Origin of the sequence: Vibrio neptunius (genome assembly GCA_019339365.1) — a bacterium.
Classification (GTDB): Bacteria; Pseudomonadota; Gammaproteobacteria; order Enterobacterales; family Vibrionaceae; genus Vibrio; species Vibrio neptunius.
In genome coordinates, this window is sequence record CP079860.1 from 1,162,562 (window position 1) to 1,177,077 (window position 14,516).

The window sequence follows — 14,516 nt, forward strand, 5'->3', positions numbered from 1 at the left end:
AAAGTTTATTCACTGACTATTCCTATTTTATGGGCAAAAGTGCTTTCGATGTTTGGAATTTTTGCTCGCTGATGACAAATAAAATAACGCTAATTTCAGGACGAAAAGGTTAATAACATCATGAATATAATGACAAAAATTGCCTCCATTGCAGTGGCAATTGCATTTTCTAGTTTCACACATGCTGCCATAGGAAACTACAAAGTTGTACTGATTCACGGCTTGCAATCTGATCAGTTGAAATCCAAACCAGATGCCGCGCAGGTCGATCTAGAGGGTGAAGATTACTGGAAAGAATACTGGCTTCAATACGCGGATACACGAATCGACTGGCCCGCTTATGAGCGTGTCGAAGGTAAGATCTCCAGCGAATATGCTTGGCCTAAACTTCAAGAACTTTCACGCAACGGTACTTGCCAGCCAGGTTGTATTTTTGTCACCCATTCTACAGGAGACCTCGTTGCGCGCTATCTACTGGATAATCAGGAAAACTGGCTCACAAATGCCGGGTTAGCGCCGCTCAACATTGTCGCTACCTATGATTTTGCGGGGGCTGGTGGTGGCTCTGAGCTTAGCGATATTATCATGAACGTCATTGAAGGGGGAGGCTTGGCGAATAGTGCTATGCGCTATGCCATTTCATTGTGGCTGGGTGAAATGCCCAATCAACTCAACTCTGGAGTCCTCAATGACCTGAGAGTTTCTAATGCGAGGCAAATCGCTCGTCTGTCAGAACATCGAATTCCTCGTATTCGATTTATCGGTAACGGAACTGACTATTTCAAAACCACATCCGTTTTCCTTCCGGGTAATGATGATGGGGTTGTCGCCGCGCATTCGGCATGTGGTGCCGCAGAAGCAGGCAGTTATGACAGTTGCTCAACGAGCTTAGCGATGAATGGCAAAATAGCCTCACAACGTAAAGGTGTGTCCAGCTTTATGCCTGAACATTATCCTTTAATCATGGGAGATGATTACAGTCATAGTGATGTTGTGGGGGCTAAACATAAAGGTAAAGTGACTTCCAGTATCACTGGCGTGACATTAGCCAATGGGCAGTCAGTCGGTGTCACAACCTACCAAGAGCGTGGTTGGTGGGGTAAAAAATATCTGTATGTACAAGGCTCCAACAAAGACACCATGTCTGAAATTGCCGTTGGTCTAAACTGATCAGATATTGGGCTGGACAGAGCTTCCAGCCCTTTGCGTTCTGGAGGAAGGAATGAAGAAAAAGTTATGGATATTGAGCCTTTGTGCAGCCTTGACAACGCTTAGTGTCATGTTTTGGCCAAGCCCTGTCGAGACGTCTGAATATGCAAAATCGAAGCGTAGTGAACATCCTTCAAACGCTATTTCTCCTGTCCCTGCCATGCACTTTGAGCGTGAAACATCAAACCGTGCTGTTGAGCTGAAAACGCCTTTGGAGTCTGAAGAGGTCACACTGAAATTGAAGCAAATCGCAATTCAGCATCAGCAGATCCTCCAATACCCATCCTACTCTCAGCCAATAAACAGTGAAAACAGCCTCTATCTGAGTTGGAATGCGTTTGCAGTGGTTGAAACTCCGGTGTTGGACGGTAAATCAACGGCTTCGTTGAGCGTTGAAAAGTTTCGGCATTTCTATCCTGAGCAGATATTGGTCGCGCTTGTAACACAGGAAGCAGTAGTTAGTGCGTCATTGGATGTCGTTTCTGTTGCTAACCAGCAAACTTTAGCGACACTGCCAATGGATGATATGAAGTGGCAAATCACGCCCGGGGCTGATTGGCCAGAAGAGCTGAGATTGATAGCGCGTATTGATTTTGAGAAAGGTGAAGATGTGATCAGTGCTGATGTTCGTTTGTATCACTCTGTGGCGAGCGTTGTTTCAGTGTCTCAGGGTTACGCTCAGGGGCCTGATATGGCGGTTCCGGTGACGCTGCAAATCGACAAAGAAGGTATATTCAGACTGCGTGCAAACCTGTTTCAACAAGGCGGGAATGCCATTGCCTCTTTGGTCAAAAAGCAACGGTTGTCGGAGGGCGAGCAAACACTGGAATTAAAAGCGTTCAAACGAGTCTTGCCAGAGGGGGCGACGGATTTAGAGTTACGCGATGTGGTGATTGAGAGAATGTCAGGATACCCCGGAGAAAAAACAGCTTATGGGCAGAGTGGCGCAGAGAGTTACCCGATAGGTCGTTTTGATTCTGCTGCCTTGACTGACGAAGAATACCAAATGACAGAGCAGGAAAGGCAACAAATGGCCTTTTTGCAACAACTGCTTTGATGTTTGTGGCAATGATTACTGGATTGACAGTCTGTATTGCAATATAATTGAACGGTGTTTTATTTTTTAAGGGAGCGGCGATGTTTCGTACTCAGCTTTTCCTACTATGTAGCCTCAGCTTCACCGCAACAGCGTGTACGAGTACAGCCAATATGTCTTCAGACAACAAGGCCCAAGAATGTGCTGTTGAAGAAACGCGTGCGGTCACGGTTACACCAACCGACAACCACTCTGAACCGAAAAGTAAAGGTATTGATGGGCAAGCACTGATAGACAATGAGCCGACTAGGCAAATTCTCAGTTCATTGGAAAGTGTCACTGATACACTCAATATCCTTACTTTCGGGATCTTTGCAGGAGAGCATCGCTGACCTAGTGGTTGTCTTTTGCGATGGACTTGTGTGCACGACCTTTTAGATTCAGGTCTATGCTTTATTAACCGATGCGTCAATAGCGAATGGTTATGAACCTGCTCCAGACTCTTTTCCGACAGCTTTCTATCAGAAACCGATTGATGTTCGGTTATCTGCTACTTTTTCTGCTTGTTCTCAACATCGCCAATCTAGCAAATTATGTATTGATGCGGGATCTAATAGAGAAAGGCGTAGAGAAAGAACTCACCACAGCAACAGAGTCCATCACTGATAATATTGCGACAACCGTCGACATCACCATTAGGAATTACTTACGAGGTATTTCTGAGCTCAGCCTCCAATATGTCGAGCAGCAGTATCGCCAATTTCAGTTAGGAAAGCTCTCCGAGCAAGAGGCGAAGCAAAGAGCCACGAATTTCCTACTAGAGCAAAAAATTGGTGTGACAGGGTATTCTTATGTGGTCGACTCTGGAGGGATAATACGGGTCCACCCAAAGGATCCTTTACTTGATGTGAGCTTGATGAAGTACGAGTTTATTCAGAAGCAAGTAGCAGCCAGACAAGGTTATCTTGAATATCAGTGGAAAAACCCTGATGAGCTCGTTGAGCGACCAAAGGCGCTGTACATGGTCTATTTTGAGCCGTGGGATTGGATCATCACGTCATCTTCTTATCGTGAAGAGTTTGCCAGTTTGGTGGATATCGAAGATTTTAGCGAGTCGATATCCAAGCTTCACTTTGATGAAACTGGGTATTCTTACGTGCTCAACGACCAAGGAGATGCCATTGTTCACCCATACTACGATGGCAACTTCTACAACATACGTGATTCCAGAGGTCAGTTGTTTGTTCAACAGATGCTTAGAGAAAAAAACGGCACCATCAAGTATACGTGGAAGAACCCACAAGAGCCGGAGCATCGTGAGAAAATCGCTGTTTTTCGCTATTTACCTGAGTACAAATGGTACATCGTTTCCTCAACTTATGTTCAAGAACTTAACCAGCCCCTGTTCGACCTTAAGGTTATTCATGCCATTGTACTGTTAGTCTCCATTTTGCTCATCGTTCCGTCTAACTTACTTCTCAGTCGTTCTATCGTATTACCACTGAAAAATGTGATGCAGTGGATAGGCAAGGCCTCCAATGGCAACTACAGCGTGAGAGTAGAAGATCATTCAGGGTCGAATGATGAATTAGCTCAGCTGGCAAATTACTTTAATCACTTTCTCTCGGAGCTGGAAAAATCAAACCAAGAGCTTTATCAGGAGATCCAAGAAAGAGTCAATGCTCAGAGTAAGCTGGAAAATCTCAATGAGACACTAGAAGATAAAGTCGCTCAGCGAACCCTGGCGCTCGAACAGAGTATGGAACAATTGAAGAGAACCCAAGAACAGTTGATCGAATCGGAAAAGCTGTCGGCGCTGGGCGGATTAGTGGCGGGGATTGCTCATGAAGTCAATACGCCATTGGGCATTGCGATCACGTCCTCGTCACTTATTCATGAATCGAATACCAAGCTCAAATCCGCTTTTGAAGCTCAGTCGCTGACCAGTGAACAGTTTGATAACTATGTGACTCAACAGGCACAGGCCATCGAATTGCTGACGGATAACCTGAATCGTGCATCTAAATTAGTCCAAAGCTTTAAGCAAACGGCAGTGAATCAGGTATCTGAAAATTGCACGGACTTCGACGTCAACGACGTGCTTCAGGCATTGCTCGCAAGCCTGCATCCCGAGACTCATAAAGCTGGGGTCGAGCCAAGATTGATTGTTGAACCAGGTCTTACGATGTTCAGTTTATCTGGTGCGTTAACACAGGTATTTTCCCATCTGATCCTGAATAGTGTCCACCATGCATTTGATCAGCAAGCTGATCCAAAGATCCTTATCGACGTCCGGCTTGAAGAGGATGAGGTAGTGTTTCGGTTCGAAGACAATGGTTGCGGTGTGGAACCAGAGCTACACAAAAAAATATTTGAGCCTTTCTATACCAGTCGAAGAGCACGCGGCGGGACGGGGATAGGCTTAAATTTGGTGTTTAACTTGGTGACCCAGAAGCTCAAAGGAACATTGGAGTTTGCCTCCAGCCAAGGCGTGAGTTTTACCATCCGATTGCCAAAGCGGTTGCGATAGATTCATCGTCTATTTCCTCTTGCGCCAGATTTGATAACCGCTTTCTTTGGTTGCTTTTCCAAGCAAATGTGCGGCGACAGGGGCAGTGATAAAGATGAATAACATGGTGCCAATGACTCTTGAAATGACAGTGATATCGGGAATCGCTATCGCCACAGCCAGTAGAAGCGAGGCTAAGCCGACGGTCCCAGCTTTGGTAGCGGCATGCATTCTCATATAAAGGTCTGGCATGCGCAAAATCCCGAGGCTCGCGATGAGAATAAACAGGGTGCCTAGACAGAGCAGTATACTCACAACAATGGTCATGATACCTCTCCCTTTCTTTTGAAAATCAGCCTTGCAAACGCAATCGTTCCAAGAAACGCAACCAGACCGAGTGTGATAGCAACATCCAACAATGACGATTGTCCGCTATCCAGGGTATAGACGGCGATGAACCCCACAGTGATAAAAGCAATCAAATCAAGTGCGATAACTCGGTCTGCCAGTGTTGGGCCTAGAATCAAACGGATTAAGGCCATCACGATGCTGAACAGCAATCCGACATACGCTATCGTCGTGCTCACTTGGAGTAAGCCATCAATTTGCAACCATTCAGCCACGAGTCACCTCCAGAATCCGTTTTTCTAGGCCATCCTTAATCTCCCTGATCACCTTGTCATGTTCCGGTGCGAACATGGCGTGCACTACCATATGTTTTTTATCTAGTGTGACATCTAGGCTCAAACTTCCCGGCGTCAATGAGACCATATTCGCCAGTAAAGATATTTCCAAATCAGTGGAAACATCCAGCGGTACGTGAACAATATCGGGGTCGCTTAGATGCGTCGGTGTGATGACATCCCAGCATACTCTGGCGACGGATATCACCATTTCATAGCAGAAGTAGACAAGCAAACTGAGCAAGGCTCGAAAGCGTCGGAAGTAGCCAGTTTTTACACCAAAAGGTTGGCTCAGTCTCAACGCGACGAAGCCGACCACAAACCCGATAATAAAGTTAAGGCTGGTATAGTCACCATTAAGTAACATCCACGCCAAGGCAAGGAAAAGATTCAAGAAAAGGTAAATCATTGGCTTCCTCCCTTCATATTCTCGACGACACTTTTCAGCCCTGAACCACGTTCGACTCGACTCTCTCCCAAGACTGCCTGAATGTACTCTTGCGGGTTAAGAAGTTGCTCTGCGGCCTCAACAGCAAACTGATACAATGGCTCAGCAGCCAAACCAATGATGACACTCAATGCAGTCAATATTGCGATTGGTGTGCAGTACAGCCATTGCGTGCTAATGGTAAGGGCGGAATGCTCTATCTCTTGCGGCGCCGCTTTCCAAAACACTTCGTTCCAGATCTTGGTCATCGAGTATACCGTTAGAAGGCCAACCAAGAGTGCTGTCCCTGCCAGCCAATAATGCTCGGTTTGCAAGCTGGCTTTGATGACAAGGAACTTACCCCAGAATCCCGAAAGCGGCGGAAAACCCGCCAGAGAAAATGCGGGTACTAGAAATAGGAAGGCCAGCCATGGCATGGCTTTATAGACGCCGCCCAATTGCCTCAGATTGTCAGATCCATGTTTACGCTCTATAAATCCACCAATCAAAAACAAGTTAGCTTTAACAAGTATGTGGTGAATGATGTAGAAAACAGCACCTGCGATGGCAATCGGTGTGTAGACGGCCAAGCCCATGATCATATAACCGATCTGACTGATTATATGGAACGATAGAATTCTTTTGATGTTGTGCTGACTCGCTGCGCCTAAAACGCCAGTCAACATGGTCAGCCCTGCGACCCAAATCAACGTCGGCTGCCACCCGCTTTCTGATAATGGGAAAACTAAAGTAAAGGTGCGGATCAGCGCGTATACACCAACCTTGGTCAGCAAGGCTGCAAATAGCGCGACAATAGCACTCGGCAAGGTATGGTAAGAGGCTGGAAGCCAAGCGAAAACGGGGAACAAAGCGGCTTTTATGGCAAATGCAAACAAAAATAGTGCCGCGAGTAAGGTTTTTGTATCTGATGGTATAAGCCCAGCTTTGGCGTGTAAATCGGCGAGGTTCAGTGTGCCTGTTGCGCCATAAAGTAAGCCGATCGCCAGTAAAAAAACTAACGTTGAAATCAAGTTGAGCATCACGTATTTGACGGCTCCATCCACTTGTTTCTTTGAACCGTCCAAAACCATTAAGCCAAATGATGCAATCAACATCACCTCGAACCAGACATAGAGATTGAAGATATCGCCGGTTAGAAACGCGCCATAAATACCCGCAAGCAATACATGTATGAGCGCATGAAAAGTGCCGTATGATCGCTTCTCTTGTAGATCTGCCTTGGCATAAAATACGCTGAGCACACCGATGATGGCTGTCACCATCACCAGAGCAGCAGCGAGGTTATCTGCGACAAAGACGATACCAAATGGCGCCGCCCACTGACCAAAAGCCACTGCTTGAGGTCCACTTTGAATCACGTCATGTGTTAGCAAGGCGGCAATCACTAGAATGGCGACTGCGCTTGTGCCACTTATCGCATCAACCCGATCGTTTTTGCGTTGTGCGCAAAAAACAGCGACAGCAGTGAGGAGTGAAGCTACGACGGGTAATGTCAGCCAAATTGTCGTCATTCATCCTCCTCTGAGCGTCTCATAGCGTCAATATCCGCCGACCCCGCCTCTGAATACGCGCGATAAAACAGCATCAATGCAAAAACCAACAACCCGAAACCAATCACAATCGCTGTCAGAATCAAGGCTTGAGGAAGAGGATTAGCGGCTCCTTCTGGTGGTAGTATGGAATGCGCATCTATCAGCGGAGGCAATCCTGGCGTTAATCGCCCAGCAGTGAAAATGGCGATGTTGATAGCGCTGCTTAATAAGATCAAACCGAACAGTAAGCGCAGAATGTGTCGTTCCAGCATCAGGTAAATGCTGGCGGCAACAAACACACCTACAACGAGACTCCACAATATTTCCATCACTCAAGCTCCTCATTCACGCGCAACAACATACCAATGACACCACCAAAGATGGCGAGGTAAATGCCCACATCGAATATTAAAGGTGTGCCGAGCGGCAAAATGTCTTTCCACCACAAACCAGTTAAGAATGGCAAATTGAAAACAAAGCTTATCAAACCAGCAACAAAGCTCAGAAAAACACCAAATAGAGCAATCCTAAATGGTGAGTAATACAAGCGGTCTCGCACGTATTGAGGAGACTCTGCAAACATCAAAAGCGCAAAACCAATGACGGCAATAAGCGCGCCGATAAAGCCGCCGCCGGGTTCATTGTGGCCACGTAACAAGAGATACAAGGAGAATACCAACATCAACGCTGCCACAATATGCGCAGTGGTTGCAAAGATCAGAGAGTGGATACGGTTGCGTTTGTGATAGTGCGTCTTCACTAGACTCACGGCGGCAATACCAGCCATGACGACGACGATCACTTCCCCCAATGTATCAAAGGCACGAAAATCCACCAGAATGACGTTAACTATGTTACGACCATGCCCACCTGGTACGCTATTCTGCGCAAAGAAGTCGGCGAGTGTGGAATCGAGAGGTTGTGATGTGATTTGGATGAGTAGGGCTGTCACTGATAAACCTATAACACTCGCAATCGTCCCGTGCAGTAGCTTGCGAGGCATCGAGTGTTGGGCAACCGTAAGTAAGCCTGGAATATGGCGTATCAAGAGCAGCACAAAAATGACCATCAAGGTTTCGACCAGAAGTAAGGTTTTAGCTACGTCTGGTGCACTATAAAGCATGAATACCAAAGTGGTCATAAAGCCCACCACACCGAGCGCTGAAACGGCCAACAAGCGAGAAGTGGTGATGGTACATACTAGGGCCGCCAAAATGAGTAGCAACGCAATGCTGGCCTCATAAAAATTGACATCACCCAAAACGGCGAAGCGATCCTGTGACAATGACAGTGGACTGCTGACCAAGACAATCGCCAATACGAAAAAGAACAGCAGTACGTAGTGACTTAGCCGCTTTTGCTGCAGCAACTGAGTTTGCCAAGTGGCGAAACGGATCATCGCCGCCATTGTGTGGTCAAAAATAGACTCTGCAGTGGGCAATGGCGTTGTCTTATGCTGCCAAGTAACCAATAAAATTGGGTAGATACGATATAAAACATAGCCAAGCAATAACGTGAACACGCTCAGAGCCAAAGGAAGGTTAACCCCTTGCCAGAGTTTAGCCGCCTCTGGTGTAGCACTGGGTAAACTCGATAAAACACCGGGTATAACGATGTTGTTGTTGATCCAATTCAAACCCAATACAGGTAGAAGCACACTGCCTATGGCAAGTAGCATAGCTGGTAGCCAAAGCCCTTTACTTACTTCTACATTTTTTACTGAAATAGGGGGTAGTTCATGCTGGCGGAAGAAGGGCTTGATGATCAGCGCAAATGCAAGTGCCACCATCGTAATATTGACGATAAAAAATACCGAGGTGATGAGGATATTGACCTCTAGACCTGACTTGTACATGTACTCTTTACTAAGAAAACCAAGCAAGGGTGGAACGCCTGATTTTGAGAGTGCTGCAACGCAGGCTGCGATGAGACTAAAAAACAATAGTGCTTTCAAACTATGGAGTTGTCTAATGTCGCGAGTTCCCGTCGCTTTGTCTATATTCCCCACGACCATAAACAGCGCCGCTTTATAGAAAGAATGTGCCAGGATGAACAGCAATGCAGTGGTGATAGCAAACTCCGTCCCCATACCAATTAAAAGCACTAATTTGCCCAGTGCAACATTGGTGCTGTACGCTAACATTAGCTTCAAATCGGTTTGCTTTAGCGCAAGTAACGCACACCAAATGGCAGTGAATCCTCCAACTATGCCCAGCGTATAAAACCAAATATCACTGTGTGAATAAATGGGCGATACACGGGCAAGAAGGTATACACCGGCTTTGACCATGGTGGCGGAATGCAGATAGGCGCTCACCGGAGTGGGAGCTGCCATGGCATTGGGTAGCCAAAAATGAAATGGGAATTGTGCCGATTTAGTGAACGCACCGAGCAAAATCAGCGAGAGTGAAGCAATGAACCACTCATGTTGTGCAATCGCCGCACTGTTTTTCACAATCACACTTATTTCATAGCTATCTGCCATTTCTCCGAGCAGGATCAAGCCAGCTAATAGGACAAGGCCTCCTGCGCCTGTAACGATGAGAGATTGTAGTGCGTTCTTCCTAGATTTATCTCGCTCATGATTAAAGCCAATCAGGAGATAAGAGGTGATCGTTGTCAGTTCCCAGAACACAAAAAGGAGAAGAATGTTATCGCTCGTCACCACGCCCAACATCGCGAGCATAAATAGCGTCAGATAGACGTGGAAAGAAAACCGACTAGGGTTGTCCTTGAGGTAAGCCAGTGCGTATATCTGGATCAAGGCACCGATACCGCTAATCAAGCCTGCGAATAAGAAGGAGAGCCCGTCCAATTTGAAATTTAAGTTGACATCCAATCCGGGAACCCAACTTGCATGCCAACTGACTCCCCCTGGTTGATAGGCGCTGATCAGCGCAGCGAGAATCAACATTGGAAAAAGGGGGAATAGCAACCAGGCGAGAGAATGACCTGTCGAACTCCAAGCACGATTACCGTCAATTAGCTTATTCAATAGCACCACCCATTGAGTTAGCAGTGCAGGTCAAGGAAATAGTCACACTGCATCGTGTTAGGACCGCACTACCGAAGTACATGCGGCCCAAACCGCCTGACGGCTATTACGCCGTCCAGCAACAAGAATTACTGGTAGTCTGATACCGTATAAGAGCGTAATTCAGTCATGGTTCGTTCTTGATTGAGTATAGCCGATGGATCTTCTTCTCCCACACCTAGCGCATCGTAAGAGCAATCACCGATGTCATTCCTTGGACAGATGTGGATGTTTGAGCGTTCAAGCATTTCCGTGTGGCAAAGAGGGCACAGTGGTTTCATATCTTCCTCCTGAGGAGCTTTTGTAAGCTCACCTTAAAAACTTACGATTAGTCGCTTTCATCAACAATGAGTGGTTGCGTTCTAACTGATTGGTGAAACGAAACCTTCAGGCTTCAGTGCCACCAAAGAGCAATTGATGGATTGCAATATGTTTTCTGCAGTATTGCCAATCACAAAGCCTGAGATACCGGTTCTTGCTAATGTACCCATGACCAATACATCGATTTCTTGCTCATCGACACTTTCTGGTATTTTCTCGTCTGGTTTACCGTGAATGTGGTGTATCACTATGTCGCCTGATATACCGGCTTCGTCTATCAAAACCTGAAGCGCCTGCTCGTGATTTCTTCTTGCGCTCAGGACATCGTTGGCGAGTTGTGCTTCGTCGACTTGGATCCAGACATGGTTGTCGAGGTAACTTTCTAAGTAATGTTCCCAACAAGAAATGATATGAAGTCGACTATCGCAGGTGTCTGCAATGGAACGAGAGAGTTCCAGTAGCCTTAGTGAGAGGGCGTGATGCTCCTCATCTGCGGTCATAGGGTCGATAGCGACGGCAACACGGCGTGTGCCCCTTGGTTTTTCACTTGGCCTTTGTAGCCAGACCGGACAGGGGCACTTACGCAGAAGTGTCATGTCTATGGCTTTGAAACCTTCAGCGCCTTCGTTGAGCGGTTCCGCTTCCTTAATAACCAGATCGTGATGAGCGGCAATGGCTTCTTTGATCACACAAACCGCGGGTTGTTCGCTGCTTCTGATCGTGAGTGGAAAAGGCACTTGCTGAGCGGAAATATCGTGTTGGTCTCGAAGTTCCTCAATGCTCTGTTGTACAGAACTGCGCAAAGAGTGCTGGTAAGTTTGTTGGTATTGTTGCATTTCATCTGGGAATTCAGGGCAGGCTACTAACCCTGAAACAGATACCTGGTTACTGGCGGCAATACGAAGAGCTTGACCTAAGGCGTCACTGTGGCCGGGGAATCCCTGTGTAGCAAAAAGTATGTTCTCGAATCGTTTCATACATACCTCCTTGGTATTGGATAAATATTAGCCAATGCTGCATAGGGTCTACCAGCCTAGAATTGTAACGGCCTATGAGAGAAATGATAGTTGTTCTCACTCAGTGAGTTGCATCCATATTCCAACGGCTTTTATGCAAAAAATGGCTAAATTTTCAGACAGGATGTAACAAAATAATACGGGGTACGCGAATAAATGGTGGTTAATCGGAGAGGTTGGAGAGCTGGCGCTGAACTTGGTCACCTAGGTGAAAGGTATTGAATGCCACCAAGCCCAAGTGGTAGTCTCAGAGACAGTTCTCTCGCAGAGTATGGTGAAAGTAGGCCCTTGCTTTTGACCTGAACTGCCCACTCATTCAAGGCGTATTTATGCAAAGAGCTGAACAGCATCAGACCGACCCCAATTCTACCCAACAGAGCCTTTTATCTTCTCAAAGGAAAAGTAACAATCTTAGTATTCTTCTAGAGTTGATGACATTTATCAGGCCGTATCGGTGGAAGGTCCTTGCGGCGCTGGTGGCGTTGATTGTCACAGCGTCATTAACCCTCTCTGTCGGTCAAGGAGTGCGTCTGTTGATCGATCAAGGTTTTGCTCAGCAGTCGACACAAGAGCTGAGTAGCGCCATTCAACTCATTGTGGCGTTGACAGTGATGATTTCAATCGGGACATTCTTTCGCTTTTATCTCGTTTCTTCGGTAGGGGAGAGGGTGAGTGCTGATATCAGGTTGGCGGTCTTCAACCATGTCATTAACTTGCACCCTAGTTATTTTGAAACCAATGGTAGTGGCGACATTATGTCGCGTATTACGACCGATACCACGTTGCTGCAAAGCATTATTGGTTCATCGTTTTCAATGGCGATGCGTAGCGCTTTGTTGTGCGTTGGCGCGGTGATCATGCTGTTTGCCACTAACATCAAACTGACATTGATCGTTCTAATCTCTGTCCCTTTTATCCTGGTCCCTATTTTGTTTTATGGTCGACGGGTAAGAGCGTTGTCCCGTCAAAGTCAGGACTCGATGGCCGATGTGGGTAGCTATGCTGGTGAAGCGATTGAGCACATCAAAACCGTTCAGAGTTACAGTTATGAAGCTCAGGAAAGAGCCGCATTTGCTAAGGAAGTTGAAAAAGCATTTGAGATTGGACGACAAAGAGTCAAGCAACGAGCGATATTGATTTCTGGGGTGATTGTTATCGTCTTCAGCGCAATAGCAGGTATGCTCTGGGTCGGGGGAGTGACGTCATTAATGGCACCATGTCTGGTGGTGATCTGGGGGCGTTTGTCTTCTATGCCATTATGGTGGCTTCTTCCCTAGCGAATATTTCTGAAGTGATGGGAGAGTTGCAACGCGCGGCAGGAGCGACCGAAAGACTGATTGAAATCCTGCAGGTTGAAAGCCATATTATTGCACCAGCGGATAAGGTGGTATCGACCGAGCAGCTCGCCAGCGAAGTCATGTTTGATGATGTGACTTTTCATTATCCATCCAGACCCGAACATGCGGCGATTGAGCGCTTAACACTCAAGGCTGAGGAAGGAAAAGTGTTGGCTTTGGTTGGCCCTTCTGGCGCAGGCAAAACGACGCTGTTCGAGCTTCTGCAACGTTTCTATGACCCGCAATCAGGGCAAGTCACTTTGGGTGGCGCTGACATTCGTCAAATGTCGCCCAGTGCACTGCGACAACAAATGGCTCTGGTACCTCAACAACCTGCCTTGTTCAGTAACAACGTGTTGCACAACATCCGTTATGGCAACCCAGCAGCGACAGACGAACAGGTAGTTGAAGCGGCGAAAAAAGCCCACGCTCATGATTTCATTATGCAGCTACCACAGGGTTACGATAGCTTCCTTGGTGAACGGGGAGTGCGATTGTCAGGCGGTCAACGTCAACGCATCGCCATCGCACGGGCGATTCTTAAAGACCCCAATATCTTGCTACTGGATGAAGCGACCAGTGCACTGGACAGCGAAAGTGAACACCATGTTCAACAGGCGCTGGAAGCACTTATGCGTAATCGAACCACTCTCATTATTGCTCATCGCTTGTCGACCATTAAGCACGCCGATCAGATTGCCGTGTTAGATCAGGGTAAGCTGGTGGATGTGGGTGACCACAATGAGCTAATGCAAAGTTGTGAACTTTACCAGCGTTTGGTTGAGTTGCAGTTTAAGCCGATTGACCGATAGTCTGCTCAACACGGACGATAACGAATTAAGGGCGTTCTTTACTGAGTTGCGTCAGCGAGTACAGCGTTAAACTAGGCGTACATCTCATTCTTTATTGTTTGATCTGAGAGTACGCTAACACGCTGAGTGCAAAGCTTGATGTATTCTAGGTGAAGTCAGTAAAGAGGATATAATTCATGTCAAAAAGCGCAAAGCTTCACAATGAAGACAAACTGGTCAAGAAAGCGTTGGAAATCGGTGAGAAAATGGCCAAGATGCAAGGTTTTGATCTGCCGAAGTCACCGCAGCCAGTCAGAGTGAAAGCCGTATATCTGTTTTTGGTTGGTGCCAAGCAAATCACGCCACTACCTGACAGTAAACTTGATGGTGCCAATATCAAGCACAGACTTGCGCTTTGGATTCATAGTGCATTGCCTGATGATGACCCATTAAAGTAAATGTGTGTCAGTGGCTAACGCATCTAAAGTGTTTAGCGTCGGCAGAAAATAAGTAAGGGCAACAATTATGTTGCCCTTATTAATTCTTGGAACACGCCCATTATGATTTAGAGAAAAAATGGTTTACCTTGAACATCTTAGG

The 14,516-nt window shown here is 46.7% G+C and carries 13 protein-coding genes and 1 pseudogene; 6 read left to right on the forward strand and 8 right to left on the reverse strand.

The annotated features are described in order from the left end of the window. The first annotated feature begins 120 nt into the window (after nucleotides 1-120). The 4 genes from KW548_21980 (at nucleotide 121) to KW548_21995 (ending at nucleotide 4,775) form a co-directional block, all read left to right on the forward strand. Entirely contained in the window at nucleotides 121-1,170 is a 1,050-nt protein-coding gene (locus KW548_21980; GenBank protein ID QXX08316.1) for a hypothetical protein, read from the forward strand. Nucleotides 1,171-1,222: 52 nt separating this feature from the next. Next, nucleotides 1,223-2,266 (forward strand): hypothetical protein, encoded by a 1,044-nt coding sequence (locus tag KW548_21985; GenBank protein QXX08317.1) that lies wholly within the window; start codon nucleotides 1,223-1,225, stop codon nucleotides 2,264-2,266. 80 nt (nucleotides 2,267-2,346) lie between these two features. Then, nucleotides 2,347-2,637, forward strand: coding sequence for a hypothetical protein (locus tag KW548_21990; protein QXX08318.1), 291 nt, complete (start codon nucleotides 2,347-2,349; stop codon nucleotides 2,635-2,637). A 143-nt stretch (nucleotides 2,638-2,780) separates the two neighbouring features. Then, nucleotides 2,781-4,775 carry a cache domain-containing protein gene (locus tag KW548_21995; protein ID QXX09503.1) on the forward strand — a complete coding sequence of 665 codons (1,995 nt, stop codon included), beginning with the start codon at nucleotides 2,781-2,783 and terminating at the stop codon, nucleotides 4,773-4,775. A gap of 9 nt (nucleotides 4,776-4,784) precedes the next feature. On the opposite strand, the gene mnhG is transcribed toward KW548_21995, so the two are convergent. The 8 genes from mnhG to KW548_22035 all read right to left on the reverse strand — a co-directional run bounded on the left by mnhG (nucleotide 4,785) and on the right by KW548_22035 (nucleotide 11,749). Beyond that, nucleotides 4,785-5,081 carry a monovalent cation/H(+) antiporter subunit G gene (gene mnhG / locus KW548_22000; protein QXX08319.1) on the reverse strand — a complete coding sequence of 99 codons (297 nt, stop codon included), beginning with the start codon at nucleotides 5,079-5,081 and terminating at the stop codon, nucleotides 4,785-4,787. Then, complete coding sequence (locus tag KW548_22005; protein QXX08320.1) at nucleotides 5,078-5,377, reverse strand: cation:proton antiporter; 300 nt, start codon at nucleotides 5,375-5,377, stop codon at nucleotides 5,078-5,080. Before KW548_22005 ends, mnhG begins: the two co-directional genes overlap by 4 nt. Continuing rightward, nucleotides 5,370-5,846 (reverse strand): Na+/H+ antiporter subunit E, encoded by a 477-nt coding sequence (locus KW548_22010; protein QXX08321.1) that lies wholly within the window; start codon nucleotides 5,844-5,846, stop codon nucleotides 5,370-5,372. Before KW548_22010 ends, KW548_22005 begins: the two co-directional genes overlap by 8 nt. Further along, a complete protein-coding gene (locus KW548_22015; GenBank protein ID QXX08322.1) occupies nucleotides 5,843-7,396 on the reverse strand; it encodes a Na+/H+ antiporter subunit D in 1,554 nt (517 codons plus the stop codon). Before KW548_22015 ends, KW548_22010 begins: the two co-directional genes overlap by 4 nt. Further along, nucleotides 7,393-7,746, reverse strand: coding sequence for a Na+/H+ antiporter subunit C (locus KW548_22020; GenBank protein QXX08323.1), 354 nt, complete (start codon nucleotides 7,744-7,746; stop codon nucleotides 7,393-7,395). Before KW548_22020 ends, KW548_22015 begins: the two co-directional genes overlap by 4 nt. Further along, nucleotides 7,746-10,331 (reverse strand): DUF4040 domain-containing protein, encoded by a 2,586-nt coding sequence (locus tag KW548_22025; GenBank protein QXX09504.1) that lies wholly within the window; start codon nucleotides 10,329-10,331, stop codon nucleotides 7,746-7,748. Before KW548_22025 ends, KW548_22020 begins: the two co-directional genes overlap by 1 nt. Before the next feature lie 209 nt (nucleotides 10,332-10,540). Continuing rightward, the gene (locus KW548_22030) at nucleotides 10,541-10,732 is read right to left on the reverse strand and encodes a hypothetical protein (GenBank protein QXX08324.1); all 192 of its coding nucleotides are present in this window, start codon (nucleotides 10,730-10,732) and stop codon (nucleotides 10,541-10,543) included. An 81-nt stretch (nucleotides 10,733-10,813) separates the two neighbouring features. Next, nucleotides 10,814-11,749: a universal stress protein gene (locus KW548_22035; protein QXX08325.1), complete on the reverse strand. Its 936-nt coding sequence runs from the start codon at nucleotides 11,747-11,749 to the stop codon at nucleotides 10,814-10,816. Between the two features lie 368 nt (nucleotides 11,750-12,117). Between KW548_22035 and KW548_22040 the strand changes: the two are divergent. Beyond that, nucleotides 12,118-13,937, forward strand: a pseudogene (locus tag KW548_22040) (ABC transporter ATP-binding protein/permease). 176 nt (nucleotides 13,938-14,113) lie between these two features. After that, nucleotides 14,114-14,374 carry a DUF5062 family protein gene (locus KW548_22045; protein QXX08326.1) on the forward strand — a complete coding sequence of 87 codons (261 nt, stop codon included), beginning with the start codon at nucleotides 14,114-14,116 and terminating at the stop codon, nucleotides 14,372-14,374. The last annotated feature ends 142 nt before the right edge of the window (nucleotides 14,375-14,516 follow it).

What these genes read in the sequence shown, in the direction of transcription:
- KW548_21980 (QXX08316.1), top strand. Translation starts at nt 121, where the DNA reads ATGAATATAATGACAAAAATTGCCTCCATTGCAGTGGCAATTGCATTT.
- KW548_21985 (QXX08317.1), top strand. Translation starts at nt 1,223, where the DNA reads ATGAAGAAAAAGTTATGGATATTGAGCCTTTGTGCAGCCTTGACAACG.
- KW548_21990 (QXX08318.1), top strand. Translation starts at nt 2,347, where the DNA reads ATGTTTCGTACTCAGCTTTTCCTACTATGTAGCCTCAGCTTCACCGCA.
- KW548_21995 (QXX09503.1), top strand. Translation starts at nt 2,781, where the DNA reads ATGTTCGGTTATCTGCTACTTTTTCTGCTTGTTCTCAACATCGCCAAT.
- mnhG (QXX08319.1), bottom strand. Translation starts at nt 5,081, where the DNA reads ATGACCATTGTTGTGAGTATACTGCTCTGTCTAGGCACCCTGTTTATT.
- KW548_22010 (QXX08321.1), bottom strand. Translation starts at nt 5,846, where the DNA reads ATGATTTACCTTTTCTTGAATCTTTTCCTTGCCTTGGCGTGGATGTTA.
- KW548_22015 (QXX08322.1), bottom strand. Translation starts at nt 7,396, where the DNA reads ATGACGACAATTTGGCTGACATTACCCGTCGTAGCTTCACTCCTCACT.
- KW548_22020 (QXX08323.1), bottom strand. Translation starts at nt 7,746, where the DNA reads ATGGAAATATTGTGGAGTCTCGTTGTAGGTGTGTTTGTTGCCGCCAGC.
- KW548_22025 (QXX09504.1), bottom strand. Translation starts at nt 10,331, where the DNA reads ATGTTGATTCTCGCTGCGCTGATCAGCGCCTATCAACCAGGGGGAGTC.
- KW548_22030 (QXX08324.1), bottom strand. Translation starts at nt 10,732, where the DNA reads ATGAAACCACTGTGCCCTCTTTGCCACACGGAAATGCTTGAACGCTCA.
- KW548_22035 (QXX08325.1), bottom strand. Translation starts at nt 11,749, where the DNA reads ATGAAACGATTCGAGAACATACTTTTTGCTACACAGGGATTCCCCGGC.
- KW548_22045 (QXX08326.1), top strand. Translation starts at nt 14,114, where the DNA reads ATGTCAAAAAGCGCAAAGCTTCACAATGAAGACAAACTGGTCAAGAAA.